Here is a 25315-nt window from a genome sequence, read left to right as displayed (position 1 = left end):
TCAGCGCTTGCGCCAGACGAACAGGCCCGACATCGCGTAGTTCCACACCACGCCCATCAGCGCACCAGCTGCACCGGCGAGCCACCAGGTGATGTGTTCGTTGTACACCGCGAACGCGACGCCGACATTGGCCAGCAGCCCGACGCCGCACACCAGATAGAACAGCAACAGGCCTCGCAGAATGGCGAAGCCCTTCAGCCGCTGGTCGCGATAGGTCAGGAAGTTGTTGAGGATGAAGTTGCTGGTCATCGCCACCAGCGCGGCGATGCCCTGCGCTTCCGCGAACGGCTGTTCGAGCACCTTGAGCACGATGTACAGCGTGAGGAAATGCACGATCACGCCGGTCGAGCCGACCAGCGCGAACAGCATGAAGCGCAGCGACAGGATGTCGTTGCTGTACTTCGCCAGCACCAGGCCGAGGAAATCCAGCGCCACCATCGAGTCGAGCTTGCTTTCGCCGTGCAGCCGCGAGCCGAAGCTGTACGGCACCTCGATGGTGCGCAGGCTGCCGCGCCCGGAGGCGACGACGTCGAGCAGGATCTTGAAGCCCTGAGTGGAGAGTTGCGGCGCCAGTTCTTCGAAACGATCGCGGCGGATCATGAAGAAGCCGCTCATCGGATCGGCAATTTCGACCTTCAGCACGCGGCGCGCCAGCGTGGTGGCGAGCGCGCTGAATCCGGCGCGCTGCTTGTCGAAGCTGTCGGCGCTGCCGCCCTCGATATAGCGGCTTCCGACCACCAGGTCCGCCGCGCCGCCTTCCAGCAATGCCAGCATCTGGCCCAGCCGGGTCTCGTCGTGCTGCAGATCCGCGTCCATCACCGCCGCGAACGGCGCGCTGGCGGCGAGGATGCCCTCGATGCAGGCGCCGGCGAGACCACGCCGCCCGATCCGCCGGATGCAGCGCACCCGCGGCTCGCGCGATGCCAGCTCGCGCACCACCTTCCAGGTTCCGTCCGGCGAGTTGTCATCGACATAGATGACTTCCCACGCCACGCCGGCGAGCGCCGCTTCCAGCTTCCGGAATAGCGGCTCGATATTGTCACGTTCGTTGAAGGTCGGAACGACGACGCTCAACTGGAGCGCGGCAGATGGCTGCGCTGCGCGTTCCGCGACCGCTGGGCTGGCTTGGTTCATGGCGCCAGCGTATATCGAGGCCCACGAACGCTGCCAAGGCGCGTTCCGTTACAAAGACGTCGTGGAAACGGGAAGCGGGTGGATACGGGGCGATCAGTGGCTCAATGGACCCACCGAAGGACCCGGCCGATGGGGTCCACTCAAACGTTAACGACCACGAACAACAGGTGCGCGTACATCCGGCGCTCCCTACTATTCTGTGGTCGTTCGGCGGGCGGTGCGCGACTTTCGCCAGCAGCACCATCGCCGTTGAAACCAAGATAGGTACGCCTGTGGCAGGGCGCAAGAGGGAGAGCGATATGAACACCAAGGCGGGCCACATCCGCATCGGCATCGGCGGCTGGACCTTCGAGCCGTGGCGCGGCGTGTTCTATCCGGACAAGCTGCCGCAGCGGCGGGAACTCGAATACGCCGCCTCGAAGCTGACGTCGATCGAGATCAACGGCACCTTCTACGGCTCGCAGAAGCCGGAGAGCTTCCGTAAATGGGCCAGCGAAGTGCCGGAGGGGTTCGTATTCTCGCTCAAGGGGCCGCGCTATGCCACCAACCGAAAGGTGCTGGCCGAGGCCGGCGACAGCATCAAGCGGTTCTACGATTCCGGCGTGCTCGAACTCGGCGACAAGCTAGGCCCGGTGCTGTGGCAATTCGCGCCGACCAAGAAATTCGATGCGCCGGATTTCGGCGCATTTCTGGAGTTGCTGCCGCGCACGCTCGACGGCCGCGCATTGCGCCATGTCGTCGAAGTGCGCCACGACAGCTTCTGCACGCCGGATTTCATCGCGCTGTTACGTGAGCATCACATTCCGCCCGTGTACTCCGAACACGCCACCTATCCGGAGATCGCCGATGTGGTGGGCGATTTCGTCTATGCGCGGCTGCAAAAAGGGAAGGACGACATCGCAACCGGTTATCCGGCGAAAGCGCTCGCCGCCTGGGCGAAGCGGCTCGAAACCTGGGCCGGCGGCGACGAGCCGGACGATCTGCCCAAGGTCGGCGCCGGACATGCGAAGAAACGAAAGCGCGACGTGTTCGCTTACGTCATTCACGAAGGCAAGGTGCGCGCGCCCGCCGCCGCGATGGAGCTGATCCGGCTGGTGAGCTAGACTGGCCCACGGCACGAGGACGCCGATGACCAAGGCCAGGACGCTGTTCACGATCGGCTACGAGCAGACGCCGGCATCGGCTGTGCTCGACGAGCTGCAGCGTGCCGGCGTGAAGCTGCTGGTCGACGTTCGCGCCGTTGCGGCGTCGCGCCGTCCCGGGTTTTCGAAGTCACAGCTCGCCGCCGGCCTGGACTCGCGTGGCATCGGCTATCTGCATCTGCGCGGCCTTGGAACGCCGAAGGACGGCCGCGAGGCTGCCCGCGGTGGGCGGATGGACGTCCTGCAACGCATTTATGACGCGCATCTGAAAACGCCGCAGGCGCGCGAGCAGATGGACGAATTGTCGTCGCTGGTGATGAAGGCCGGACCGGTCTGCATCCTGTGCTACGAGCGCGATCACCGCCATTGCCATCGGCAATGGATCGCCGAGGTGATCGCCGAACGCGATGAAGTGGACGTCGACAATCTGCAGGCGCCTCAAATCTGACGCCCAGAGGCTGCGACGTGCTGTCGCTTGCGCCTCTCGCTTGCGCGGGATCAATCGCAGGTTTCTACTCGGGTGTTAGGCTTCGACCACTATCAGATCGACTGAGCGCAGAGGTGAGCGGCAATGGACAAAATCGACTTCATGAACGGCCAGATCAAGGCGTTGCTGAACTTCGCCAACGCCGTGATCAAGGCGCATCCCGCGCCCGAAAAGCTGCGTCATCATTTCGAGACCATCGCGCGCGCCGACCCGAACTCGCCGGAAGGCCTGTCGCTCTCGGAGGCCTACGTCGATGGCATGCACGACATCGACAAGAAGATCGCGGTGGCGCTCGAACGAGCCGTTTCGCTCGAACAGAGCTGAGGTCGATCGGATCAGATCACCACAGCAGCCTACCTCTGCTGTCGCAACTGATCTCGGCAGCGACGAAAGCCGCCGATCAGTTGCATCGCGCGATCTAGACAAGCAAAACTCTCGCTGGTCTAATCCACGCAATTTTTCACTCAAGTAATTGCGTTCGGGAAGAGTTGCGGTGCGGTGCGTCGGGTGGGTGCGCGGGTTGAGCGTGGTCGCGATTCTGGTCGCGACGCAGTGCGGCGCGTCGGCGCAGATGGCGCCCGACGAGCCCGACGCCATTCCCGATGCGGCCTCGCTGGAGGCCGAGGATCTCTCGCCCGACGACGTCTCGGCTGGCGACCTGACCGCAGGCGGACTCGAAGCCGCTGTCGCGGCCGAACTTGCAGGCGGCCTCGGGGCGGGCGGCGGAGCCAGGCTCGATCTGGCGGAATTCGGCCCGGGAGGGCTGGATTCATCGATGGCCGGCATCGCGTCCTACGCGTTGTTCGCTCCCGTCCCGAGCTCCGCGCCCACGCTGCGGGGTGGATCGGCGACCGACCCCGTGCTGCTGTTCGGCGGTTACGATGTCTGGCGCAACGGCCATACCATCTACAGCGGTTTGCATTGGGCCGCGAATGGTCTCGATCACGACGGCTTCGTCATCCGGCTCTCGATCTCCAACAGCGCAGAGCGTTACTTCACGCCGCGCCGGACTTACGTCACCGACATCTTCCGCGCTGCCGTGATGCCGGGCTGGCGCTTCAAGGTCGGCGCGTTCGAGCTGAAGCTGTTCGGCGGTCCCGATTTCGAGCACCACAATCTCACGCCCGCCGCTCTCCAGACGGATTGGCGTGGCCCGCATCTCGGACTGCGGATCGGCGGCGAAGCCTGGGCGCAGCCGATTCCGGAGCTGATGCTCGCGGCGTCGTTCGACGCGACGACGATTGCCGAGGGCTTCGGATTCCGTGCCGCAGCCGGCTGGCGACTGCTGGACGCTTTCTGGCTGGGCCCCGAATTTTACGGGTCACGCGACGAGCTCAGTCGGCAGACGCGGTTCGGACTCCACATGACCGGACTGCAATCCGGCCCGGTGCAGTGGTCGGCCGCCATGGGCGTCCTCCGCGATAGCTTAGGCCGCGACGGCAACTACGCACGTCTCGCGGCACAAATACGACCATAGGCCACTCAGCCCAGACGCCACACTTCCATTGGCTCGGCATAGCCCCGCATCGGCACGCTGCCGAGCAACGCCGCGTCGTCCGCGCTGGCCCCGAGTTCTTTGCGGATCGCCGAGGAGATCAGCAGTTGCGTGCCGAACTGCTTGTTGAGCGATTCGAGTCGCGCGGCAAAATTCACGGTGTCGCCGATCACGGTGTACTCCTTGCGCCGTGGCGAGCCGACGGTGCCGACGACCACGTCGCCGATGTGGATGCTGATGCCGATCCGCAACGGCCACGGATGACCGACGTTGCTTTCTTCCATGCCGGCCAGCATCTCGCGGCCCGCGGCCACCGCGCGCGCCGCAGCGTCGGGATCTTCGATCGGCGCGCCGAACAGCGCCAGAAAGCCATCACCGAGAAATTTGTTAACGATGCCGCCGTGCTGCTCGAGAATGTCGACGAGCACCGCGAAGGCGTCGTCGAGCCGCGTCACGACCTCGTTGGGCGAGCGCGCCCGCGCCGCGGCGGTGAAGTCGCGGAAATCGACGAACATCACCACCACCCGGCGCGTCTCGCCGGCCCCTTCCGCGCCCGCGGCGAGCAACTGCTCGACGACCTGTGGCGAGACGTGCTGGCCGAACAGGCCGGTGATGCGATCGCGCGCCTCGGCCGCGCCAATCGACGCTTCGAACTGGCGGCGAAGCTGCGCGCCGACGCCGCCGGCGAGAACGCCGCAGGTCAGGATCACGAGGCTGCGTAAGAGATGAAAGGCGAAATCCGGCGCAGGCTCGCTTTCGAATCCAGGCGGTTGGTACAACATCGCGATCGCGAGCAATTCGGCGGCTGCGACGAAGCCGGTGAGCACCGACAGCCAGAAATCGAGCCACAGGGTCGACAGGATGATGAAGACGAAATAAGCGAACGGCACTGCGAAGGCGAGTGCCTGTCCCGGCCCCATCGCGTTCATCTGCAGATAGAGCCCGACCGTCGGCAGACTGGTCTCGATCAGCACGCCGATGTAGCGCCCCCAATGCAGCGCGTTGTGCTCCCGCGTCAGCCGGCGCCGAAGCAACGCGATGACGCTGAGTTCGAGCACGACCAGCGGGGCGTAAGACAATGCCAGCGGTGCCAGCGAGAACTGCCCGCGCCAGATTTTCTCGATCGCTTGCGGAGCGAGCCAGTAGCCGATCATCAGCGTGGCTATCAGCGCCGTGACGGTGGCCAGCAGCACCTTCGCCCGCAGCAACTCGGTCTTGAGGACCTCTCGGGTCAGCGCGCTGCGGACCTCTTCCGACAGCGAGCGCTGCCGCATCCTGGCGGACGGTCTGCGCCAGCGCATCTGCATCAGGCGCCTCTCTCAGTCCAGCGTGCGGCGGAAACGCGTCACCGCGATGGTCATCGCCACCAGCATCAGCGCCGCCAGCGCCAGCGTGTCGTAACGCAGGTTTTCAAGCGTCGATCCTTTCAGCATGATGGCTCGCACAATGCGCAGGTAGTGCGTCAGCGGCAGGCACTCGCCGATCATCTGCGCCCAGCGCGGCATGCCCGCGAACGGGAACATGAAGCCCGACAGCAGGATCGACGGCAGGAAGAACATCATCGAAGCCTGCATCGCCTGCAACTGGTTTTGCACCAGGGTGGAGAATGTGTAGCCGATCGCCAGATTGGTGGTGATGAACAGCGTCGACAACAATGCCAGCATCAGCAGACTGCCGCGCAGCGGCACGCCGAACAGAAACACACCGATGCCGATGATCAGCGACGCCTGGATGAAGCCGACGCCGACATAGGGCAGGATCTTGCCGAGCATCACCTCGACCGGCGTGATCGGCATCGCCAGCAGGTTCTCCATCGTGCCGCGCTCGATCTCGCGCGTCACCGACAGCGCGGTGAAGATCAGCATCGTCATGGTCAGGATGGTGCCGACCAGCCCCGGCACGATGTTCAGCCGCGACGACGCCGCCGGGTTGTAGCGGGCATGGGCGCGGATTTCGAACGGCGGATTGCCGGGATCGCCGGCGACGCGGTCGTGCTCCAGCGCCCGCTGCACGATCGCCCCGAGCGCCGACAGCGCCGAGCCCGCCGCGACCGGATCGGTGGCATCGGCCGCGACCAGCAGCGCAGGCTTCTCGCCGCGCCGCACCGCGCGCTCGAAGCCGCGCGGGATCTCGACGCCGAACAGCACCTTGCCGGACAGCAGCAGCGCATCGAACTCGGCGACGCTCTGCACCTCGTGCACGAACTTGAAGTAAGCGGTGTTCTCCAGCGCCTTCAGGATCGAGCGGCCGAGATCGCTGTCCTCCTGCAGCAACACCGCGGCCGGCAGATGCCGCGGCGTGGTGTTGATGGCGTAGCCGAACAGCAGCAGCTGCATCACCGGGATCACGATGATCATCGCGAACGTCAGCCGGTCGCGGCGGAGCTGGATCAGCTCCTTCACCAGCATCGCGTAGGTCCGACGCAGGAAGCCAAAGCGTTGCTGCGGGATCGCACGGATGCGCGGCGGCGTCTTGTCTCCCGCTGCGCTCATTGGAAATTGTCCTTGCTGCGGCTCATCAGCTCGATGAACACGTCTTCCAGCGACGGCGCGCCGTGCTGCCAGTGCTGATCGGCGTTGCTGCGATACGCTGCGAGCGTGGTTTCCAGCGCGGCGTGATCACGGCCGGAAACGTGCAGGCTGCTGCCGAACGGCGCCACCATGTCGACGCCCGGCTTGCCGGCGAGCTCATGCGCCAGCGCCCCGAGCCCCTCGCCCGTCACCACCCAGGTGGCGAGCTGAGACGCTGCGATCACCTGCTCGACCGTGCCGTGGGCCAGCAGATAACCATAGGCGATATACGCGATCTCGTGGCAGCGTTCGGCCTCGTCCATGTAGTGGGTCGAGACCAGCACGGTGAGGCCATCGGCGGCGAGTGCGTGTATCTCGTTCCAGAAGTCGCGTCGCGCTTTCGGGTCGACGCCGGCGGTCGGCTCGTCGAGCAGCAGCAATTGCGGATTGGGCAGCGTGCAGGCGCCGAGCGCGATCCGCTGCTTCCAGCCGCCGGATAGTTCGCCGGCGAGCTGCTCCTCGCGTCCGGACAGGCCGAGCCGACGGATCATCTCGCGCGCCGCATTGCGCGCGTCGGGCACACCGTAGAGCCGTGCGACGAACTCCAGATTCTCGCGCACCGACAAGTCCTGATACAGGCTGAAGCGCTGCGTCATGTAGCCGACCTGACGCTTGATCTTGTCGGCGTCGCGCTTGATGTCGTAGCCGAGGCAGGTGCCCTCGCCGCTGTCGGGCGTCAGCAGGCCGCACAGCATCCGGATCGTCGTGGTCTTGCCGGAGCCGTTCGGACCGAGAAAGCCGTAAATCGAGCCGCGCCGCACCTGCATCGACAAATCGTGCACGACCTCGCGACCGTTGAAGGACTTGGTGAGTCCCTTGACGTCGATCGCGATCTCGGGTGCAGCCGCGTCGGTCATGACTTCGCGCCCGCCGCGACCGCTGGCTGCACCGCCGCCTTCGGCGCCGGGAAGATGCTGACAGGCTGGCCGACGCGCAGCGCAGTCGGCCGATCCGGCCGCGCCTGGATCAGATAGACGAGCTTGTTGCGCTCATCGAGACTGTAGATCACCGGCGGGGTGTATTCGGCCTGGGTGGCGATGAAGTAGATCTTGGCGGTGAGATCCGGCGCGCAGCCGTCGCACGTCACGCGCACGGTGTCGCCGACCGCGAGTTGCGGCAGCACCGGTTCGGGCACATAAAAGCGCAGCTTCATGTTGCCGGGCGGCAGGATCGACAGCACCGGCTTCTGCGCCGCCACCATCTCGCCCTCGCGGAAATAGATCTGCTGCACCGGGCCGGTGACCGGCGCAAAGACTTGCCGGCGCATCAGCCGCGTCCTGGAGGTCTCGACCCGCGCCTCTGCGACGCGGAGCGCCGACACCGCGGAGTCGAGATTGGCTTGCGTGCCGGAACCGGTCTTGGACAGCGACTGCGCGCGGTCGAAGCTCTGCTTGGCGTTGGCCAGCGTGGCGTTGTTCTGGTTGAGATCGGCCTGCTGCAGGTCGTCATCGAGCGTGTAGATCAGCTCGCCCTTACGGGCTTCGTCGCCTTCGCGCACCGTCAGCTTGGTGATGCGTCCGGACTCGTCGGGGCTGACGAAGATCAGGTCGGCTTCGACCCAGCCCTGATAGCCGCGATCGGCAGTGTTGCCGCATCCGGCGAGCGCGAGCAGCGCGGCGGCGGCGATGGCGACAGTAAACGGGCGCGCGGTCATGGCGCGTTTCCTTTGTCGAACAGAATGTCGATATGCGTGAGCAGCAGCGCCCGCGCGTCGAGCGGCGCAAAGCGGTTGAACAGCCCCTGCCACACCACGGTCAGCATCGCTGGCGCCATGATGAGTTGCGGATAGTCGAGCAGCGCCTTGTTGCGGATCTCGCCGCGCTCGATGCCATAGGCGATCAACTGCCGCATCGCGGCGACGCCATGCACGACGACCTCGCGGTAGTGAAACTCGGCCAGCGACGGAAACCGCTGCCCCTCGGAAATCAGCAGCCGGAGCAGATCGGCACGCTTGGTCTCCGTCACCTCCCGAACGAACACGTCGGCGAAGGCCTCCAACATCGCCCGCGCCGAGACGCCGGGTGGCGGCAAAGCACCGAGTTCGCCGATCAGCGGCAGCATCGAGAACCGCAGCAGCTCCTGGAACAGCGTCTCCTTGTCGGCGAAGTACAGATAGATCGTGCCCTTGCCGACGCCGGCCCGGCGGGCGACGTCTTCCAGCCGCGTCGCCGCAAACCCGCGGGCCGTGAACTCTTCCAGCGCCGCCTCGACGATCGCCGCCCTGCGCTCGGCCGCCCGCAGCGCCCGCACCGAGGACGCCTCGTCCTGCGTCCGGACGGAACGCCGGGCCTTCACTGCGCTCGCGGGAGGACCGGCATTGGTCGGTTTCGGAACCGCCGCTCGACGTGATGGATGTCTCGACTCTCTCATATGCAAATTATGACTGACCAGTCAGTCATAATAAATGCGACGTTCGTCGTGGGTGCTTCGGCAGCGGCCTGGTGGGCAGGATGAAGTTCAGGCGAGGACGCGGTTCCGGCCGCCGCGCTTGGCGCGGTAGAGCGACTGGTCGGCGCGCAGAATGGCGTCGGACAGGCCTTCGTCGGGATGCGCGATCGCGGCGCCGATGCTGACGGTGACGACTCGATCGGGGCCGAGGGCGGGATGCGGAATCTGCAGATCGCTGACGGCCCGGCACAGCCGCTCGGCCGCCTTCAGCAGATGAGGTTCGTCCATCCCGGGCAGGACCACGGCGAACTCTTCGCCGCCGTAGCGCACCACGATGTCGCAGGACGGGCGGACGTTGAGCCGGATGGCTGCGACGATCCGCTGCAGACAGATGTCGCCCGCGGCGTGCCCGCCATGGTCGTTGAACAGCTTGAAGTGATCGACGTCGATCATCAGCACCCCATGCCCCAGCGACGGCACGCTCGAGGCCGCGTCCTGTTCGATCAGTTCGTCGAGATAACGCCGATTGAAGGCGCCGGTCAGCGGATCGGTGCTCGACAGCTTGCCGAGCGCCGCGTTGGCCTGGCGCAGCGACTGCTTCAACTGCGCGTCGTTGCGGCGGATCTCGTTGAGCTCGGCGATCTGGAGATCCTTGCGACGTCGGCCGCGGAGCGCCAGCAGACAGCAGACCACACCGCACACCACCAGGTCGAAATTCCTGAACGTGGGCGGCCAGGTCAGCCCTGTCGCCGTGATGGCCACATACACGACGGTGGACCCGATCGTCATGATCAGGGTCGTGCGCCACGGCACCGCGGACAAAAGGGTCGCGAAGAAGATCAGGAACAGCGCCACCATCAGGTAGCGACTGGCGTAGGGCTCGTTCGCCCATTGGCCGATCGTCACCACGGTGGCGACGAACGCCACGATCATGAGCGCATGGACCGCCGACGCCAACGTCCTGGCGTTCGACCACTCATTCAGGCCGAGCCCGAGCAGACCGAGCGGCATCACGACGCCGAGCCGCAGCGCTAACGCAGATGCGAGATAGGATCGGTCGAGAGCGATCAGGTCGATGCTGATCGCCATCAGGTTCAGTACCAGATTGACGATCAGCGAGCGCCGCTGCGCCGCGCGATTCCTCGCCTCATCGGTCGCGGCAGCCGCCGGCAGGCCGCGTCGGTCGCGACCGCTCGAAGGTCGATCCGTGACGGTCTCGATCATCCCGCGCCTCTGAGAACCCAACACAGATGAAAACACGTCGCTTAAAGACCCCTTACGGGCGAGCGATGTTCCGATGCGGTCTTGGTACATGCCTAACACGAGTTGAACCGCCGCAGCCACCGGAACCGCCGAGCGGGAACGACCTCGTCCGGCTGGGATTGTCGTCGCGAGGCATCAACAGGGAGAACGCCATGATAGCGACAGAATGGATCTGGGGGATCGGCATCGTCATCCTCGGATTGGCGATCGCCTACGCGCTGATGCGCAACCGCCAGCGGACCACAGCCGAAAAGCAGCTGACGGAAGCCGCCACCAAGGCGAACTATCGGGCAGAGGAGCGCAAGGACAGCGGCCGTCCGGTTCCCTGCGCAGGCGAGCGGGCGCAGACCATGCCGGACTAACTACGTCCGAGTGCGGCGCGTCTTCAGGTGTGGAATTCGAGCCGTCGAGGATCTTGTCGACCACCTTGCGGTCGGCTCGGACCGCCGGCTTCGTAGCCGAAAAGCGCCAGTCTGTCAGCCTGCCATCAGCCTTTGGCGTCGCAGGCCCATGCGCGGATCACGCATTCCTTGCCGCCATACTCGTAGCATCGGCGCGTCGCCGCGTTGAGCGTCGACGAGATCTTGGCCTCCACCGCATAGCCATGGGCGCCGCACGGGTTGAGCAGATCGATCGCCAGGGCAGCGCAGGCGCGGCGCATGGTGATGGTAGTGCACTCGCCGTTGCATTTCTTGCGGGCGGCGGCGATCGCGGCCGCCTCGGCCGCGTAGTCGAACGCTTGGCCTTAAGCACCGCATTTGCCGACCGCCATGGCACCGGCGGCGTGAGCCGGAACGATGGCGGTTGCTAACATCAAGACGGCAGCACACAGCGCGCGACGGCGCGCGGCAATCAAGAATGCCAAATTATCCTCCCCCGAGGTGATCCCGGCGGAACTTTACGGGCGAGTGACTTTCGACTTGGTAAATGTTCCGTCGCCACAGCGGCGCGCCGCTATCCGCCGCGCGCCTTCGCCAGTGCATCCGGAGTGTCGATATCGAGAAAGGCGCCGGCGCCCTCGACCGGGACTTCCATGACAGCCTCGGCGTGCTTGGCGATCAGGTGCCGCGCGCCGACGTCGCCGTCCAGCGTCATCAGCTCGGCGAAAAATCGCCGCGACCACAGCACGGGATTGCCGCGGCGGCCGTCCGCGACCGGGACGGCGATCAGCGCGCCGCGGTCGGGATCGAACGTGTCGATCAGCCGATCGACCAGCTGCGTGCCGACAAGCGGCATGTCGCCGAGGCACACAACGGCGCCATCGGCATCGTCGCCGACCGCGGCGATGCCGGTCTTCACCGACGAAGCGAGGCCTTCGGCGTAGTTCGGATTGTGCACGAAGCCGACGTCGAGCCCCGACAAAGCGGCTTTCACCTGCTCGGCCTGATGGCCGGTGACGACGATCGGCCGCGCCGCTTTCGAACCGATCACCTGCTCGGCGACGATGCGCACCAGCGGTTTGCCGTTCAGCTCCGCCAGCAGTTTGTTCGGCCCGCCCATCCGGGTCGAACGGCCGGCAGCCAGGATGACCGCCGCGACATTGCGGCCGCCTTCGGTGATCGGCACGCGCGGCTGCGGCCGCGTCACGATTTCCATCAGCAGCCCGCCGACGCCAAGACCGGTGATATCGGCCCGCGTCACCTTCAGCCCGGCGAGCAGCCGCATCAGCACCCAGTCGAACCCGTTCTCGACCGGCGAGCGCGCACAGCCCGGCGCGCCGAGCACCGGCACGCCGGCGGCGCTGCCGATCAGCAGCAGATTGCCGGGATCGACCGGCATGCCGAAATGTTCGATCGCGCCGTCGATCGCAGTGATCGCCGCCGGGATCACGTCGCGGCGATCGGCGATAGCGGACGCGCCGAACACGATGATCAGCTCCGCGCCGAGCCCGAGCAGCTCCGTCAGCGCCGCCGACAACGCGGCCTGATCATGGGCGATGCGGCGCTCGGCGATGATCGACGCCCCAGCCGGCGCCAGCCGCTCGGCGGTGACGCGCAGCGTCTTGTCGATCACCTTGGCGGCGAGCCCCGGCAACTGCGTCGAGACGATTCCGACGCGCTTGATGACATAAGGCGAGACCCGCAGCGCGCCGCCCTTGCCGGCCGCGACCGCAGCGTCGCGCAGGCCCGCCTCGACGCCGAACGGGATCAGCTTGACGGTGCCGATCATCTCGCCTTCCACCACCGCCTTGAACGCCGGCAGCGTCGCGAAGGTGATCGCCTCGTCGACGGCGTTGACACGGTCGACGGCGGCACGATCGATCACCAGCACGCCCGCGCGATTGGCGAACAGATTGGCACGACCGGTGAAAGCCCGCTCGACATGCACGCCGTCGCCCGCGATGGCCTTGGCGACGTCGCCGGCCGCAACATCTTCGGAGACGTCGCCGGGCTCGAGCTGCACAACCACGATCTCTTCGACGCCGGCCTTCTCCAGCGCGGCGACTTCGGCGGGGCCGATCAGTGTACCCTTCTTCAGCAGGAGACCGTTCTGGCGCAGCGAGTGGACGGCGACGCCGCCGATCGCGTCGGCGGGGCGGCGCGGGCCGAACTTCATGCCGCGGCCGCTTTGGGCGCCGCCGGCAGCCGCAGCGTCGCGGTGATCTCGGCCATGATCGACACAGCGATCTCGGCCGGCGACACCGCGCCGATGGCGAGGCCGATCGGCGCGTAGATGCGCGCGACATCCGCCTCGCTGGCGCCCTGCTCCTTCAGCCGCTCGACGCGGCGTGCGTGAGTCTTCTTCGAGCCGAGCGCGCCGATGTAGAAGCAGTCGCACGCGAAGGCGTGCAGCAGCGCCGGATCATCGATCTTCGGATCGTGCGTCAGCGCCACGAAGGCGGTGTAGCGATCGACGTTCAGCGGCGGCAGCGCGACGTCCGGCCACTCGGCAATCAGCGGCACGTCGGGGAAGCGTTCGGGGCTGGCGAACGCGGTGCGCGGGTCGACCACCGTGACGTCATAGCCGAGCGAGCGCGCCAGCGGCGCCAAGGCTTGGCTGATATGCACGGCGCCGACGATCACCAGCTTGGCGGTCGGCGCGTAGACATTCAGAAACAGCTTCCTGCCATCGACCTCGATAGTCGCGCTCTTGCCCATGCGGAGCTGCTTGGACAATTCGGCGGCGAGCGGATCGGCGGCGATCCCGGCGGCCTTCACCAGCCGCTGCTCGCCGGTCGCGGTGTCGGTGACGACAATCGCCGGACGACGCGCCGCGCGCTCGGCGTTGAGCTGTTGCAGTGTTTCGAACTTCACGGTGAGCGCCCCACTTCCCTCGCCGAACTAACCGACCTTTTCGACGAACACCCGGATGGTGCCGCCGCAGGACAGCCCGACCTTCCAGGCGGTCTCGTCGGCGACGCCGAATTCCAGCAGCTTCGGCTCGCCGCTTTCGATCACATCGAGCGCCTCGGTCACCACCGCGCCTTCGACGCAGCCGCCCGACACAGAGCCGAGGAAGGTGCCGTCGTCGTTGATCACGAGGTTGGAGCCCGCAGGGCGCGGCGCCGAGCCCCAGGTCTCGACCACCGTAGCGAGCGCGACACCGCGGCCGGCGCTCTTCCAGTCCTCCGCCGCTTTCAGAATATCGTCGTTGCTGTCGAGCATGGGATGTCTCCTCGGCGTCAGGCGGCGGAGCGGATCGCGCTGAAATGGTGCGGCGGCGGCGCCGACGACAACGCCTCGATCAAGGTCTGCATCGAGGTCAAGTTATGCACCGGGCGGAATTCGTCAACGTAGGGCAGCATCATTTTGATGCCCTGGGCGCGCGGCTCGAAGCCCTGATAGCGCAGCAGCGGATTGAGCCAGATCAGCCGCCGGCAGGAGCGATGCAGCCTGTCCATCTCGAACGCCAGCTTGGTGTCGGCCTCGCGCTCCAGCCCGTCCGAGATCAACAGCACGATCGCGCCCTGGCCGAGCACGCGCCGCGCCCACAGCTTGTTGAAGACGTGCAGCGAAGTGGCGATCCGCGTGCCGCCGGCCCAATCCTCGACCGAGGACGTGCAGCTCGCCAGCGCCTCGTCGGGGTCGCGCTGGCGCAGCGCGCGGGTGACGTTGGTCAGCCGCGTGCCGAACAGGAAGGTCGAAACCCGCTTGCGGTCGTCGGTGATGGCGTGGAGGAAGTGCAGGAACAGCCTTGTGTACTCGCTCATCGAGCCGGAGATATCGAGCAGCGCGACGATCGGCGCCGGCTTGTCGATCAGCCCGAGCCGGCGGATGTCGACGATGTCGCCGCCGGTGCGCAGCGAGGCGCGCAGCGTGCGGCGCAGGTCGAGCTTCAGCCCGCGCTTGTCAGGGCGCACACGGCGCGTACGCAGTTCGGCCTGCGGCAGCTGCATCCGGGCGATCGCACGGGTGACTTCGGCGATCTCCGCCGCGCTCATCTGCGCGAAGTCCTTCTTCTGCAAGATTTCCTTATCGGAGACTGCAAGCCGCAGCTCCTGCTCCTCGGCGGACGGCAGATCGCGCGTCGCCGACGGCGACATCGCCTCCTGCACGCGGCGCGACGCCGGCGGCGGCTTCTTCTTGGCGGCGTCCGGCAGCGGAATCGAATCGAGCAGATTCTGCCAGTCCTCCGCGGCGCGGAAGAACAGCGCGAAGGCCTGCTCGAAGATCAGCAAATGCTCGCGGCGCTTGACGAAGATCGCCTGCAGCGTGGCGTAAAGATCGCCGCGCTGGCCGATGTCGATGAGCTGCAACGCATCCAGCGCATCGATCACCGCGCCGGGGCCGACCGGCAACCCGGCCGCGCGGAGCGCACGGGCGAAGCCGACGACATTGTCGGCCATCTTGCCGGTCGCCGGATTGAGGTGATCCATCGCGGCCATCGGGTTACGCTGCATTCGCACACCCTCTCAACTTGTCAGTGCCACGACCTCACTCCGAGCACGGCCTGCTCCCTCTCCCGCTTGCGGGAGAGGGCTGAGGTGAGGGCGACGCGAGCACGGTGCCTAGGGCTCCCCCACCCCAACCCTCCCCCGCAAGCGGGAGAGGGAGCGCGCTGCCGTTGTGGCGAAAGCCGAAGCAAGCAACAAACCAATAAGGCTATTACTTATCCTCGGTCGCGTCCTTCACCAACTTTGCCAGTGCGTCGCCCTGCATGCGGGTGATGTCGTCCTGATACTTCAGCAGTGCGCCCAGCGTGTCGCCGACGACTTCGGCGGTCAGCGCGCGGGCGTCGAGTTCGGTGAGCGCCGTGGCCCAGTCGATCGTCTCGGCGACGCCGGGGGATTTGTAGAAATCCTGCTCGCGCAGCGCCTGGACGAAGGTCACCACCTGCTGCGACAGCTTTTCCGAAATCCCCGGCACGCGCGACTTGACGATCGCGAGCTCGCGCTGCGCATCCGGATAGTCGACCCAGTGATACAGACAGCGGCGCTTCAAGGCGTCGTGGATCTCGCGCGTGCGGTTCGACGTGACGATCACGATCGGCGGCGCCGGCGCCTTGATGGTGCCGAACTCCGGGATAGTCACCTGGAAGTCGCTGAGCACTTCGAGCAGGTAAGCTTCGAACGCCTCGTCGGCGCGGTCGAGCTCGTCGATCAGCAGCACCGGCGGGCCGGCAACGTCAGGCTCAAGCGCCTGCAGCAGCGGCCGCTTGATCAGATAGTGCTCGGAGAAGATGTCGCTGGAGAGCTGGCCGCGATCGGTGTCGCCGACGGCTTCCGCCAACCGGATCGCGATCATCTGCGCCGACGAATTCCACTCGTAGACCGCGGAGGCGACGTCGAGGCCCTCGTAGCATTGCAGCCGGATCAGCTTGCGGCCCAGCGCGGCCGACAGCACCTTGGCGATCTCGGTCTTGCCGACGCCGGCCTCGCCTTCGAGAAACAGCGGCCGCCCCATGCGCAGCGCCAGGAACACGACCGTGGCGAGCGAGCGCTCGGCCAGGTAGCCGCGCGACGTCAGCAGGTCGAGCGTGGCATCGACCGAGGCAGGCGCAGATGCCGTCGTCATGGCTGCTAACCGGCCGACGGAGCGGTCGTCGGCTCGCTGGGCAGCGTCTTTTCCGGCTTGACGTTGGCGGCATCGACCGCGCGCCTGGCCAGCACGCTGATCAGATGCGCGCGATATTCGGCGCTGCCGTGCAGATCGCTGTTGAGGTTGTCGTGCGGCACATGGATGCCCTCGAGCGACTTCGAATTGAAGCGCGCCTTCAGTGCCTCCTCGAAGGCCGGCACCCGGAACACACCTTCGGAGCCTGCGCCGGTGACCGCGACGGCAACATCCGACGGCCGCCGCGCGACGAACACGCCGACCAGCGCGTAGCGCGAGGCCTGGTTGCGGAATTTGACGTAGGCGGCCTTCTTCGGCAGCGGAAACTGCACCTTGACGATGATCTCGTCCGGCTCCAGCGCGGTGGTGAACAGGCCCTGGAAGAACTCTTCCGGCTTCAGCTTGCGCTTGTTGGTGACGATGGTGGCGCCGAGCGCCATCACGGCCGCCGGATAGTCCGCGGTCGGATCGTTGTTGGCCAGCGAGCCGCCGATCGTGCCTTTGTGGCGCACCGCGGGATCGCCGATCAGCGACGCCAGTTCGGCCAGCGCCGGGATCGCCTCGCCGACGACCGCCGAATTGGCGACTTCGGCGTGCTTGGCGGTGGCGCCGATCACCAGCGAACGGCCCTTGATCTCGATGCCGTTCAGGCCCTCGATGTGCGACAGGTCGACCAGATGCGGCGGCGCCGCGAGGCGCTGCTTCATCACCGGCAGCAGCGTGTGGCCACCGGCGATCAGCTTGGCGTCCTCGTTCTTGATCAGCAGGTTCGCAGCCTGACGGACGGTCCCGGGGCGGTGATATTTGAATTCGTACATCGAGCTTCCCTAGCTTCCTCGACCCTGGCCAGCAGCCGTATTGTTGTGCGCGCGATCAGGCGCGATCGGAATTGGCCATCGCCTTGGCGCCGGCCGCGATCGACACCACGATGTTCTGATAGCCGGTGCAGCGGCACAGATTGCCCTCGAGCTCCTCGCGGATCGTCTCGTCGGACAGATCGTGGCCCTTGCGGTGCACGAGATCGACCGCGGTCATGATCATGCCCGGGGTGCAGAAGCCGCACTGCAGGCCGTGATGTTCGCGAAACGCTTCCTGCATCGGATGCAGCGGCGCGCCGTCGGCGGCCAGCCCCTCGATCGTCGTCACTTCGTGACCATCGGCCATCACCGCCAACGTGGTGCAGGATTTCACCGCCTTGCCGTCGAGATGCACCACGCAGGCGCCGCACTGCGAGGTATCGCAACCGACATGGGTGCCGGTGAGCCGCAGATTCTCGCGCAGAAGCTGCACCAGCAGCGTCCGCGAATCGACGTTGGCGGTTACCGGATTGCCGTTCACGATCAGGGAAATCTTGGCCATCGGCCCTCTCGTTGCTTGCGCACCGCCGCGTTGCACGGCAGCCCATTCGCGCTTTAGTTGTGTTTCTTGAGGATATCTTAGGGGGACCGCTCCGGATCGGCAACCTCGGATCGGAACGTCATCCGGCGTGAGCCTGGATGACAGATGCGTGATAACGACCGCGTGATCGATCGGGTCGTGCAGCGAAGCGATCGGCGCGTCAGGCCGCGCCGTTGCCGTTCTGAACCGCCTTGGAGAAGTTGGTGAAGAACTCGTCGGCGAGCTTCTTGGCCGAGCCGTTGATCAGCCGCTGGCCGAGCTGCGCCAGCTTGCCGCCGATATGCGCCTCGACGTCGTAGGACAGCAGCGTGCCGCCGTCCTTCTCGCTCAAGGCGACAGTCGCGCCGCCCTTGGCAAAACCGGCAACGCCGCCCTCGCCTTCGCCGGTGATCTTGTAACCGTTCGGCGGATCGAGATCGCTCAGCGTGACGCGGCCTTTGAAGCGCGCCGACACCGGACCGACCTTCAACTTGGCGACCGCGCGAAAGCCCTCCTGGTCTTCGGTCTTTTCCAGCTCTTCGCATCCGGGGATGCACTGCTTGAGAACTTCAGGATCGTTGAGTTTGGTCCACACCAGATCTTTCGGCGCGTCCAGCTGGACTTCGCCGTTCATCGTCATGGCCATGGATCGTCCTCCCGCTATCGTCGGCCACCTTCATCGGCGGCGTTCCCGGACAAATAAAGCACGCGCGACGCGAAAGCAAAAGGCGCCGTGGCCCCGGGAGTTATGAGCCCGCAGGCATACGAGCTTTGCGCATTGCGATATAGGAGACGTGCGGTCGCTTCGTCAGGGCGCGATCAGGAATTCTGCGCGGCTTGCGGGTAGTTCGAGGTCAGCTCCACCCGCTCCTCGGCCGGCACGACAATGGCGGCCGGCCGCTCGACCAGCATCACGATCGCGGTGCCGAGCAGCAGCAGCAGTTCGGTCGCATGCAGGCGCATCGCCTCCATCTCGCCGGCATGCGAGGCCATCAGCATGCTGGCGAAGCTGATGATGCTGCCGAGCGACAGCGCGATCGCCAGCGCCTCGTCGCAGCCGCCGGACTTGCGAATCGCGGGGCGCGTCAGCAGCGCCAGAAACAACGCGAAGAATGCCGCGACCGTCACCTTGGCCAGCGCCAACAGCCAGGCCGCCCGCACCGTCGACACGGCCGCGAGATGGAAGTGGTCGCTGAGGAAGATCGCCACCGAGATGTTCGGCCGCTCATAGAACGCGTGGATCGGCGATACCATGATCCGGAACGAGATGATCAGCCAGGTCGGGATGAAGTAGGCGGCGATCAACACGCCGTTCGCAGAGCTCATCCGCCAGTTCGCCATCGCCGTGATTCCCGCTGCAGGCCGCGTCTCCCTGGGTCAGGGAACGGACGCGTCGAGCTAAACCCGGTTAACGACGAGGGACAACGGAAACGCTTTGTTAACCTTAATTTCCATTAACCCTGTGGAAGCGGGCGACAGGTCGCATTCAATCAGGCCCCACGGCACCAAATTTGCGTTTGCTTGCGGCCAGGCAAAGAAAAACCCGCCTTTCGGCGGGTTTCCCGACTCCTGGAGAGAGTCTTGCGACGCTGAAGGTCGCGCTAGCCGTGCTGGCCCTGCTGCGGATTGCCCCTCTGGGTAGTGCCTTGCCGACTCGGATCCTGCTGCTGCTGACCCGGCTTCGCCCCACTGCCCTGCTGTTGCTGGCCGGGCTTCTGGCTGGGCGTCGGATTGGCTTGATTCTGATTCGACATCGAGTCCTCCTTCGGCTGTTTGCATCAGCCGGCATATCAACGCCCTCGCGGTTAAAACGGTTGCGGAATTGACCTTTTCGCGGCGTGATGATTGCGGGGCGTTTGCGCGGCAGCGACGTGGCGGCGGAACCTACGCTGCCGACGATCGTCCACAGGGGCAAAGGTCGAACGGGCTCGGCTGTTGCCGTAAACGCTTCGCACTGTTACAAAATCTGCAAGCGACGCGACGTTCTGGCTGCCGGAGCCTCGCCGCATCGCGTCTGGCGCGGCGGACGATCACGGCCGCCGGCTCGAATTGTGGGATTTCGATTTTTTGAAGTTAGGCCACGGCAGCGCATGGACTATTTCGCCCAGCAGCTCATCAACGGCCTCGTGCTCGGCTCCATCTACGGCCTGATCGCGATTGGCTACACGATGGTCTACGGCATCGTCGGCATGATCAATTTCGCCCATGGCGACATCTTCATGATCGGCGGCTTCATCGCCCTGATCAGTTTCCTGATCCTGGTGTCGTTCGGCCTCACCTTCGTGCCGCTGATCCTGCTGGTCGTGCTGCTGGTGTCGATGGCGATCACGGCGCTCTACGGCTGGACCGTGGAGCGGATCGCCTACCGGCCGCTGCGGCACTCGTTCCGCCTCGCCCCGATGCTGTCGGCGATCGGCATGTCGTTCGTGCTGATGAATTTCGCCCAGGTGTCGCAGGGCGCCCGCGTCAAGCCGGTGCCGCCGATCATCACCGGCGGCTACACGCTGCACGAGAGCGCCGACGGCTTCGTCGTGCGGCTGTCCAATGTCCAGATCGTGGTGGTGATCACCACCATCGTGCTGCTGGCGATCTTCACCTGGCTGGTGGCGAAGACGCGGCTCGGCCGCGACATGCGCGCCTGCGAGCAGGACCAGACCATGGCGTCGCTGCTCGGCGTCGATGTCGACCGCACCATCTCGATGACCTTCGTGATCGGCGCCGCGCTCGCCGCCGTCGCGGGCATGATGTACCTGCTGTATTACGGCCTGGTCGACTTCTTCATGGGCTTCGTCGCCGGCATCAAGGCGTTCACCGCCGCCGTGCTCGGTGGCATCGGCTCGCTGCCGGGCGCGATGCTCGGCGGGCTGTTGATCGGGCTGATCGAGACGATGTGGTCGGCGTATTTTTCGGTCGAGTACAAGGACGTCGCGGCGTTCTCGATCCTGATCGTCGTGCTGATCTTCATGCCGACCGGCCTGCTCGGCCGTCCCGAAGTCGAAAAAGTCTGAGCGGGTCGACGTGGCTGAACTCGCACCCGCCGGAACCGCGCCCATCGCCGCCAAAGTCGGCCTGGGATTCATTTTGAAGAAAGCCTTGATCAGCGCCCTTGTGGCGCTGGTTTTGTTTTCGCTGATGATCGGCGTGCGGACCGAGGCCGGCCCCGAAGGCGGGCTGATCTACTGGACGCGGTTCGGCGACCTCGCCGGAATGGTCGCGGCGGTGTTCTTCGGCTCGATCGTGGTCGAATTGCTGCGACGCTGGTGGGGACCGGTCGATACGCCGAAGCTGATGCCGGAGGGCGCGCGCAAGACGCTCAGCCTCGCCGGCCGCGTCGTCGCGCCGGCGCTGCTGATCTTCACGGTGCTGGTGCCGGTGATCTTCTACGACCAGCGCTACATTCTCGATCTCGGCATCCTCGTTCTCACTTACGTGATGCTCGGCTGGGGCCTCAACATCGTGGTCGGCCTCGCCGGCCTGCTCGATCTCGGCTACGTCGCGTTCTACGCGGTCGGCGCCTATTCCTACGCGCTGCTCGCCACCAATTTCGACCTGTCGTTCTGGGTCTGCCTGCCGCTCGCCGGCATTCTCGCGGCGTTCTGGGGTGTGCTGCTCGGATTCCCGGTGCTGCGGCTGCGCGGCGACTATCTTGCCATCGTCACGCTGGCATTCGGCGAGATCATCCGCCTGGTCATCATCAATTGGCAGAGCCTGACCGGCGGCCCGAACGGCATCAGCGGCATTCCGCGCCCGACCATGTTCGGCATCCCCCTGACGCCGGGCGAGAACGGCCTTGCGGCGATGCTGGGCATTCCGTTCTCGCCGTCGCACCGATTGGTGTTCCTGTTCTATCTGATCCTGGCGCTGGCGCTGATCACCAACTGGGCGACGATCCGGCTGCGCCGGCTGCCGATCGGCCGCGCCTGGGAAGCGCTGCGCGAGGACGAAGTCGCGTGCCGCGCTCTCGGCATCAACACCACCACAACGAAGCTCACCGCCTTCGCCACCGGGGCGATGTTCGGCGGCTTCGCCGGCGCGTTCTTCGCTACGCGGCAGGGTTTCATCTCACCGGAGTCGTTCACCTTCCAGGAGTCGGCGCTGGTGCTGGCGATCGTCGTACTCGGCGGCATGGGCTCGCAGCTCGGAGTCGCGCTGGCGGCGCTGACGCTGATCGGCGGCTTCGAGCTGTTTCGCGGCCTCGATCAGTTCCGCATGCTGGTGTTCGGCCTGTCGATGGTGTTCCTGATGGTGTGGCGGCCACGCGGCCTGATCGGCCACCGCGCGCCGACCGTGTATCTGCAGCACAAGCAGGCGATCTCGTCCGACCTCGTCAAGGAAGGCCACGGATGAGTGCGGATCGCGACATCCTCCGCGTCGACGGCCTGACGATGCGGTTCGGCGGCATCGTCGCCGTCAACGAGTTGTCGTTCGCCGCGCAGCGCGGCAAGATCACCGCGCTGATCGGCCCGAACGGCGCCGGCAAGACGACGGTGTTCAACTGTATCACCGGCTTCTACAAGCCGAGCGGCGGCAAGATCAGCTTGATCCACCAGGACGGCGCAACGCACCGGCTCGACAAGCTCAACGACTTCCGTATCACCAAGATCGCCAAGGTGGCGCGCACCTTCCAGAACATTCGGCTGTTTCCCGGCATGACGGCGCTGGAAAACCTGATGGTGGCGCAGCACAACGCGCTGCTACGCGCCTCCGGCTTCACGCTGCTCGGCCTGTTCGGCACGCCCTCATGGCGCGCGGCGGAGCAGAAGGCGATCGACCGCGCCACGTTCTGGCTCGACGAGATCGGGCTGCGCGGCCGCGCCGACGAGGCCGCCGGCAACCTGCCCTATGGCGACCAGCGCCGGCTTGAAATCGCGCGGGCGATGTGCACCGAGCCGGTGCTGCTGTGCCTGGACGAGCCGGCCGCGGGCCTCAATGCCCGCGAGAGCGCCGAACTGAGCGACCTACTGCGCAAGATCCGCGCGGGCGGCACGTCGATCCTGCTGATCGAACACGACATGAGCGTGGTGATGGAAATTTCCGACGCTGTCGTCGTGCTCGACTACGGCGTCAAGATCGCGGGCGGCACGCCCGCCGAAATCCGCGACGACCAGCGCGTCATCGCAGCCTACCTCGGCGTCGAAGACGAAGAGGTCGAAGCCGTCGAGCAGGAGCTCGGGCTGTGAGGGCTTTGCTACACATTCCGTCGTCATTCCCGGCCTTGTGCCGGGCATCCACGCCTTTGCTGCGCATTGCCGGAAAAGGCGTGGATGGCCGGGACGAGCCCGGCCATGACGGAAGTGACCGCGGAGAGGCCGCGTCATGACCTCTTCAACCGCCCTCCTCAAAATCGAGAACCTTCGCGCCGCCTACGGCAAGATCGAGGCGCTGAAGGGTGTCGATCTCGATATCAAACCGGGCGAGATCGTCGCGCTGATCGGCGCCAACGGCGCCGGCAAGTCGACGCTGATGATGTCGATCTTCGGCAAGCCGCGCGCGAAGGCCGGCCGCATCGTGTTCGACGGCGTCGATATCACGCAGATGCCGACGCACCAGATCGCCCGGATGAGCATCGCGCAATCGCCCGAAGGCCGCCGCATCTTCCCGCGGATGAGCGTCGGCGAAAATCTGCAGATGGGCGCCGACGCCGGCGACAGCACCGACGAGCAGCGCGCCGAGATGCTGGAGCGGGTGCTGACGTTGTTTCCGCGGCTGCGCGAACGCACCAGCCAGCGCGGCGGTACGCTGTCGGGCGGCGAGCAGCAGATGCTGGCGATCGGCCGCGCGCTGATGAGCAGGCCGCGCCTGCTGCTGCTCGACGAGCCCTCGCTCGGCCTCGCACCGCTGATCACGCGGCAGATCTTCGAGGCGATCCGCACGCTCAACAAACAAGACGGCCTCACCGTGCTGATCGTCGAGCAGAACGCCAACCACGCATTGCGGCTCGCTCATCGCGGCTACGTGCTGGTCAACGGCCTGATCACCATGAGCGGTAGCGGCGCGGAATTGCTGGCGCGTCCGGAAGTTCGCGCCGCCTATCTCGAGGGCGGCCGCAAGGTCTGACACCGCGCGTGACCGCCTGCGGCAGAATGTGCCAGCGCGCCGCAGCCGATGCGGCATTTTGTCGATGACTTGCCATCAAAATCAGCCACAATGCCGCGAACGTCGCGCCTGCGATCCGCGTCGGGCGCGGCCAACCAATTGCAGTCTCACCGCAGGGATCACTCCATGAAACTCAAGCTTCTCGGTTTGGCATTCGGCGCCTCGCTGGCGCTGTCGACGACGGCGCTGGCGCAGGACATCACGGTCGCGGTCGCCGGTCCGATGACCGGCGGCGAGTCGGCGTTCGGCCGCCAGTTGAAGAACGGCGCCGACCAGGCTGTCGCCGATCTCAATGCGGCCGGCGGCGTGCTCGGCAAGCAGCTCAAGCTGCAGACCGGCGACGACGGCTGCGATCCCAAACAGGCTCGCTCGATCGCCGAGAAGATCGCCGGCGACGGCATTCCGTTCGTCGCCGGGCACTTCTGCTCGTCGTCGTCGATCCCGGCGTCCGAAGCCTATGCGGACGGCAACACGCTGCAGATCACCCCGGCCTCCACCAACCCGCTGTTCACCGAGCGCAAGCTGTGGAACGTGCTGCGCGTCTGCGGCCGCGACGATCAGCAGGGCCTGGTCGCCGCCGACTACATCGTCAAGAACTACAAGGGCAAGAACGTCGCGATCCTCAACGACAAGACCACCTACGGCAAAGGTCTCGCCGACGAGACCAAGAAGGCGCTGAACAAGGCCGGCTTCACCGAGAAGATGTTCGAGTCCTACAACAAGGGCGACAAGGACTTCAACTCGATCGTCTCTCGGCTGAAGCGCGACAACATCGATCTCGTCTACATCGGCGGCTATCACCAGGAAGCCGGCCTGATCCTGCGCCAGATGCGCGATCAGGGCCTGAAGACGGTGATGATGGCCGGCGACGCGATGAACGACAAGGAATTCGCCTCGATCACCGGCCCGCTCGCGGAAGGCACACTGTTCACCTTCGGCCCCGACCCGCGCAACAAGCCGACCGCCCAGGCGATCGTCGAGAAGTTCAAGGCCAAGGGCATCGATCCGGAAGGCTACACGCTGTACACTTACGCGGCGTTCCAGGTCTGGTCGCAGGCCGTCGCAAAGGTCAAGTCGACCGACCCGAAGAAGGTGATCGAGGCCATCAAGGCCGGCGAATGGGACACCGTGCTCGGCAAGATGGCGTTCGACGCCAAGGGCGACATCAAGGCGATCGACTACGTCGTCTACAAATGGGACAACAAGGGCAACTACGCGGAAATCGCCAAGGCGATGTGAGGCGAAAGCTTCACACAGCGGTTTAACGAAACGCCTCCACGCCCACACACCGTCACCGCCCGGCTTGACCGGGCGGCCCAGTCTTCCAGAGCGCTCGTGATCAATGGCAACGCTCTAGGATACTGGATCCT

27 protein-coding genes and 1 pseudogene are annotated in these 25315 nt (G+C 65.8%); 10 read left to right on the top strand and 18 right to left on the bottom strand.

Annotation, left to right across the window (positions count from 1 at the left end; genetic code table 11):
• Complete coding sequence (locus LPW26_RS21370) at positions 1 to 1134, bottom strand: glycosyltransferase (RefSeq protein ID WP_238737651.1); 1134 nt, start codon at positions 1132 to 1134, stop codon at positions 1 to 3.
• A 299-nt stretch (positions 1135 to 1433) separates the two neighbouring features.
• Between LPW26_RS21370 and LPW26_RS21365 the strand changes: the two genes are divergently transcribed.
• From LPW26_RS21365 to bcsS, 4 genes are all read left to right on the top strand, one after another.
• Positions 1434 to 2237 carry a DUF72 domain-containing protein gene (locus LPW26_RS21365; RefSeq protein ID WP_238737650.1) on the top strand — a complete coding sequence of 268 codons (804 nt, stop codon included), beginning with the start codon at positions 1434 to 1436 and terminating at the stop codon, positions 2235 to 2237.
• A gap of 25 nt (positions 2238 to 2262) precedes the next feature.
• Positions 2263 to 2724 carry a DUF488 domain-containing protein gene (locus LPW26_RS21360; RefSeq protein ID WP_238737649.1) on the top strand — a complete coding sequence of 154 codons (462 nt, stop codon included), beginning with the start codon at positions 2263 to 2265 and terminating at the stop codon, positions 2722 to 2724.
• A gap of 123 nt (positions 2725 to 2847) precedes the next feature.
• Entirely contained in the window at positions 2848 to 3087 is a 240-nt protein-coding gene (locus LPW26_RS21355) for a hypothetical protein (protein ID WP_238737648.1), read from the top strand.
• 202 nt (positions 3088 to 3289) lie between these two features.
• Complete coding sequence (gene bcsS / locus LPW26_RS21350) at positions 3290 to 4240, top strand: cellulose biosynthesis protein BcsS (RefSeq protein ID WP_238737667.1); 951 nt, start codon at positions 3290 to 3292, stop codon at positions 4238 to 4240.
• A gap of 5 nt (positions 4241 to 4245) precedes the next feature.
• On the opposite strand, the gene LPW26_RS21345 is transcribed toward bcsS, so the two are convergent.
• The 6 genes from LPW26_RS21345 to LPW26_RS21320 form a co-directional block, all read right to left on the bottom strand.
• A complete protein-coding gene (locus LPW26_RS21345; protein ID WP_238737647.1) occupies positions 4246 to 5565 on the bottom strand; it encodes an adenylate/guanylate cyclase domain-containing protein in 1320 nt (439 codons plus the stop codon).
• A gap of 12 nt (positions 5566 to 5577) precedes the next feature.
• Complete coding sequence (locus LPW26_RS21340; RefSeq protein ID WP_238737646.1) at positions 5578 to 6750, bottom strand: ABC transporter permease; 1173 nt, start codon at positions 6748 to 6750, stop codon at positions 5578 to 5580.
• Positions 6747 to 7685, bottom strand: coding sequence for an ABC transporter ATP-binding protein (locus tag LPW26_RS21335; protein WP_238737645.1), 939 nt, complete (start codon positions 7683 to 7685; stop codon positions 6747 to 6749). The genes LPW26_RS21340 and LPW26_RS21335 overlap by 4 nt, the downstream gene beginning before the upstream one ends.
• Positions 7682 to 8482: an HlyD family secretion protein gene (locus LPW26_RS21330; RefSeq protein ID WP_238737644.1), complete on the bottom strand. Its 801-nt coding sequence runs from the start codon at positions 8480 to 8482 to the stop codon at positions 7682 to 7684. Before LPW26_RS21330 ends, LPW26_RS21335 begins: the two co-directional genes overlap by 4 nt.
• Positions 8479 to 9198: a TetR/AcrR family transcriptional regulator gene (locus tag LPW26_RS21325; RefSeq protein ID WP_238737643.1), complete on the bottom strand. Its 720-nt coding sequence runs from the start codon at positions 9196 to 9198 to the stop codon at positions 8479 to 8481. The genes LPW26_RS21330 and LPW26_RS21325 overlap by 4 nt, the downstream gene beginning before the upstream one ends.
• An 87-nt stretch (positions 9199 to 9285) precedes the next feature.
• Complete coding sequence (locus LPW26_RS21320) at positions 9286 to 10440, bottom strand: GGDEF domain-containing protein (RefSeq protein ID WP_238737642.1); 1155 nt, start codon at positions 10438 to 10440, stop codon at positions 9286 to 9288.
• A 191-nt stretch (positions 10441 to 10631) separates the two neighbouring features.
• On the opposite strand from LPW26_RS21320, the gene LPW26_RS21315 reads away from it, so the two are divergent.
• Positions 10632 to 10841 (top strand): hypothetical protein, encoded by a 210-nt coding sequence (locus LPW26_RS21315; protein ID WP_238737641.1) that lies wholly within the window; start codon positions 10632 to 10634, stop codon positions 10839 to 10841.
• 125 nt (positions 10842 to 10966) lie between these two features.
• Here LPW26_RS21315 and LPW26_RS21310 read toward each other — a convergent pair.
• The 11 genes and pseudogenes from LPW26_RS21310 to LPW26_RS21260 form a co-directional block, all read right to left on the bottom strand.
• A pseudogene (locus LPW26_RS21310) lies at positions 10967 to 11344 on the bottom strand (DUF4189 domain-containing protein).
• Positions 11345 to 11433: 89 nt separating this feature from the next.
• Positions 11434 to 13035 carry an NTP transferase domain-containing protein gene (locus tag LPW26_RS21305; RefSeq protein WP_238737640.1) on the bottom strand — a complete coding sequence of 534 codons (1602 nt, stop codon included), beginning with the start codon at positions 13033 to 13035 and terminating at the stop codon, positions 11434 to 11436.
• Positions 13032 to 13733 carry an XdhC family protein gene (locus LPW26_RS21300; RefSeq protein ID WP_238737639.1) on the bottom strand — a complete coding sequence of 234 codons (702 nt, stop codon included), beginning with the start codon at positions 13731 to 13733 and terminating at the stop codon, positions 13032 to 13034. The genes LPW26_RS21305 and LPW26_RS21300 overlap by 4 nt, the downstream gene beginning before the upstream one ends.
• 27 nt (positions 13734 to 13760) lie before the next feature.
• Positions 13761 to 14084 carry an XdhC family protein gene (locus LPW26_RS21295; RefSeq protein WP_238737638.1) on the bottom strand — a complete coding sequence of 108 codons (324 nt, stop codon included), beginning with the start codon at positions 14082 to 14084 and terminating at the stop codon, positions 13761 to 13763.
• A gap of 17 nt (positions 14085 to 14101) precedes the next feature.
• On the bottom strand, positions 14102 to 15319 hold the full coding sequence (locus tag LPW26_RS21290) for a vWA domain-containing protein (RefSeq protein WP_238737637.1): 1218 nt from the start codon (positions 15317 to 15319) through the stop codon (positions 14102 to 14104).
• A gap of 205 nt (positions 15320 to 15524) precedes the next feature.
• Complete coding sequence (locus LPW26_RS21285; RefSeq protein WP_238737636.1) at positions 15525 to 16433, bottom strand: AAA family ATPase; 909 nt, start codon at positions 16431 to 16433, stop codon at positions 15525 to 15527.
• 5 nt (positions 16434 to 16438) lie between these two features.
• Positions 16439 to 17290 (bottom strand): FAD binding domain-containing protein, encoded by an 852-nt coding sequence (locus LPW26_RS21280; protein WP_238737635.1) that lies wholly within the window; start codon positions 17288 to 17290, stop codon positions 16439 to 16441.
• Positions 17291 to 17345: 55 nt separating this feature from the next.
• A complete protein-coding gene (locus LPW26_RS21275) occupies positions 17346 to 17831 on the bottom strand; it encodes a (2Fe-2S)-binding protein (RefSeq protein ID WP_238737634.1) in 486 nt (161 codons plus the stop codon).
• Positions 17832 to 18030: 199 nt separating this feature from the next.
• Positions 18031 to 18495: a CoxG family protein gene (locus tag LPW26_RS21270; protein WP_238737633.1), complete on the bottom strand. Its 465-nt coding sequence runs from the start codon at positions 18493 to 18495 to the stop codon at positions 18031 to 18033.
• A 173-nt stretch (positions 18496 to 18668) separates the two neighbouring features.
• The gene (locus LPW26_RS21265) at positions 18669 to 19175 is read right to left on the bottom strand and encodes a hypothetical protein (protein ID WP_238737632.1); all 507 of its coding nucleotides are present in this window, start codon (positions 19173 to 19175) and stop codon (positions 18669 to 18671) included.
• A 275-nt stretch (positions 19176 to 19450) separates the two neighbouring features.
• Positions 19451 to 19603 carry a hypothetical protein gene (locus tag LPW26_RS21260; protein ID WP_238737631.1) on the bottom strand — a complete coding sequence of 51 codons (153 nt, stop codon included), beginning with the start codon at positions 19601 to 19603 and terminating at the stop codon, positions 19451 to 19453.
• A gap of 336 nt (positions 19604 to 19939) precedes the next feature.
• Here LPW26_RS21260 and LPW26_RS21255 point away from each other — a divergent pair, with 336 nt between their 5' ends.
• From LPW26_RS21255 to LPW26_RS21235, 5 genes are all read left to right on the top strand, one after another.
• Entirely contained in the window at positions 19940 to 20857 is a 918-nt protein-coding gene (locus LPW26_RS21255; RefSeq protein WP_238737630.1) for an ABC transporter permease subunit, read from the top strand.
• A gap of 10 nt (positions 20858 to 20867) precedes the next feature.
• The gene (gene livM, locus LPW26_RS21250; protein ID WP_238737629.1) at positions 20868 to 22196 is read left to right on the top strand and encodes a high-affinity branched-chain amino acid ABC transporter permease LivM; all 1329 of its coding nucleotides are present in this window, start codon (positions 20868 to 20870) and stop codon (positions 22194 to 22196) included.
• Positions 22193 to 23029 carry an ABC transporter ATP-binding protein gene (locus LPW26_RS21245; RefSeq protein WP_238737628.1) on the top strand — a complete coding sequence of 279 codons (837 nt, stop codon included), beginning with the start codon at positions 22193 to 22195 and terminating at the stop codon, positions 23027 to 23029. The genes livM and LPW26_RS21245 overlap by 4 nt, the downstream gene beginning before the upstream one ends.
• A 136-nt stretch (positions 23030 to 23165) precedes the next feature.
• Positions 23166 to 23906: an ABC transporter ATP-binding protein gene (locus LPW26_RS21240; protein WP_238737627.1), complete on the top strand. Its 741-nt coding sequence runs from the start codon at positions 23166 to 23168 to the stop codon at positions 23904 to 23906.
• Between the two features lie 165 nt (positions 23907 to 24071).
• Complete coding sequence (locus tag LPW26_RS21235) at positions 24072 to 25184, top strand: branched-chain amino acid ABC transporter substrate-binding protein (RefSeq protein ID WP_238737626.1); 1113 nt, start codon at positions 24072 to 24074, stop codon at positions 25182 to 25184.
• Positions 25185 to 25315 lie beyond the last annotated feature (131 nt).

Source organism: Rhodopseudomonas infernalis, from assembly GCF_022271405.1.
GTDB classification, from domain to species: Bacteria; Pseudomonadota; Alphaproteobacteria; order Rhizobiales; family Xanthobacteraceae; genus Rhodopseudomonas; species Rhodopseudomonas infernalis.
Note: the sequence above shows the minus strand (reverse complement) of the source record. Positions and strands in the feature narration are given on the sequence as shown.

Bases quoted from the DNA above. Each gene is read 5' to 3' on its own strand.
- LPW26_RS21365 (WP_238737650.1), top strand. From the start codon at position 1,434: ATGAACACCAAGGCGGGCCACATCCGCATCGGCATCGGCGGCTGGACC.
- LPW26_RS21295 (WP_238737638.1), bottom strand. From the start codon at position 14,084: ATGCTCGACAGCAACGACGATATTCTGAAAGCGGCGGAGGACTGGAAG.
- LPW26_RS21340 (WP_238737646.1), bottom strand. From the start codon at position 6,750: ATGAGCGCAGCGGGAGACAAGACGCCGCCGCGCATCCGTGCGATCCCG.
- LPW26_RS21245 (WP_238737628.1), top strand. From the start codon at position 22,193: ATGAGTGCGGATCGCGACATCCTCCGCGTCGACGGCCTGACGATGCGG.
- LPW26_RS21270 (WP_238737633.1), bottom strand. From the start codon at position 18,495: ATGGCCATGACGATGAACGGCGAAGTCCAGCTGGACGCGCCGAAAGAT.
- LPW26_RS21345 (WP_238737647.1), bottom strand. From the start codon at position 5,565: ATGCAGATGCGCTGGCGCAGACCGTCCGCCAGGATGCGGCAGCGCTCG.
- LPW26_RS21265 (WP_238737632.1), bottom strand. From the start codon at position 19,175: ATGAGCTCTGCGAACGGCGTGTTGATCGCCGCCTACTTCATCCCGACC.
- LPW26_RS21280 (WP_238737635.1), bottom strand. From the start codon at position 17,290: ATGTACGAATTCAAATATCACCGCCCCGGGACCGTCCGTCAGGCTGCG.
- LPW26_RS21275 (WP_238737634.1), bottom strand. From the start codon at position 17,831: ATGGCCAAGATTTCCCTGATCGTGAACGGCAATCCGGTAACCGCCAAC.
- LPW26_RS21235 (WP_238737626.1), top strand. From the start codon at position 24,072: ATGAAACTCAAGCTTCTCGGTTTGGCATTCGGCGCCTCGCTGGCGCTG.
- LPW26_RS21360 (WP_238737649.1), top strand. From the start codon at position 2,263: ATGACCAAGGCCAGGACGCTGTTCACGATCGGCTACGAGCAGACGCCG.
- LPW26_RS21330 (WP_238737644.1), bottom strand. From the start codon at position 8,482: ATGACCGCGCGCCCGTTTACTGTCGCCATCGCCGCCGCCGCGCTGCTC.
- LPW26_RS21335 (WP_238737645.1), bottom strand. From the start codon at position 7,685: ATGACCGACGCGGCTGCACCCGAGATCGCGATCGACGTCAAGGGACTC.
- LPW26_RS21240 (WP_238737627.1), top strand. From the start codon at position 23,166: ATGACCTCTTCAACCGCCCTCCTCAAAATCGAGAACCTTCGCGCCGCC.
- LPW26_RS21355 (WP_238737648.1), top strand. From the start codon at position 2,848: ATGGACAAAATCGACTTCATGAACGGCCAGATCAAGGCGTTGCTGAAC.
- LPW26_RS21370 (WP_238737651.1), bottom strand. From the start codon at position 1,134: ATGAACCAAGCCAGCCCAGCGGTCGCGGAACGCGCAGCGCAGCCATCT.
- LPW26_RS21315 (WP_238737641.1), top strand. From the start codon at position 10,632: ATGATAGCGACAGAATGGATCTGGGGGATCGGCATCGTCATCCTCGGA.
- LPW26_RS21260 (WP_238737631.1), bottom strand. From the start codon at position 19,603: ATGTCGAATCAGAATCAAGCCAATCCGACGCCCAGCCAGAAGCCCGGC.
- LPW26_RS21285 (WP_238737636.1), bottom strand. From the start codon at position 16,433: ATGACGACGGCATCTGCGCCTGCCTCGGTCGATGCCACGCTCGACCTG.
- LPW26_RS21320 (WP_238737642.1), bottom strand. From the start codon at position 10,440: ATGATCGAGACCGTCACGGATCGACCTTCGAGCGGTCGCGACCGACGC.
- LPW26_RS21255 (WP_238737630.1), top strand. From the start codon at position 19,940: ATGGACTATTTCGCCCAGCAGCTCATCAACGGCCTCGTGCTCGGCTCC.
- LPW26_RS21325 (WP_238737643.1), bottom strand. From the start codon at position 9,198: ATGAGAGAGTCGAGACATCCATCACGTCGAGCGGCGGTTCCGAAACCG.
- LPW26_RS21290 (WP_238737637.1), bottom strand. From the start codon at position 15,319: ATGCAGCGTAACCCGATGGCCGCGATGGATCACCTCAATCCGGCGACC.
- LPW26_RS21305 (WP_238737640.1), bottom strand. From the start codon at position 13,035: ATGAAGTTCGGCCCGCGCCGCCCCGCCGACGCGATCGGCGGCGTCGCC.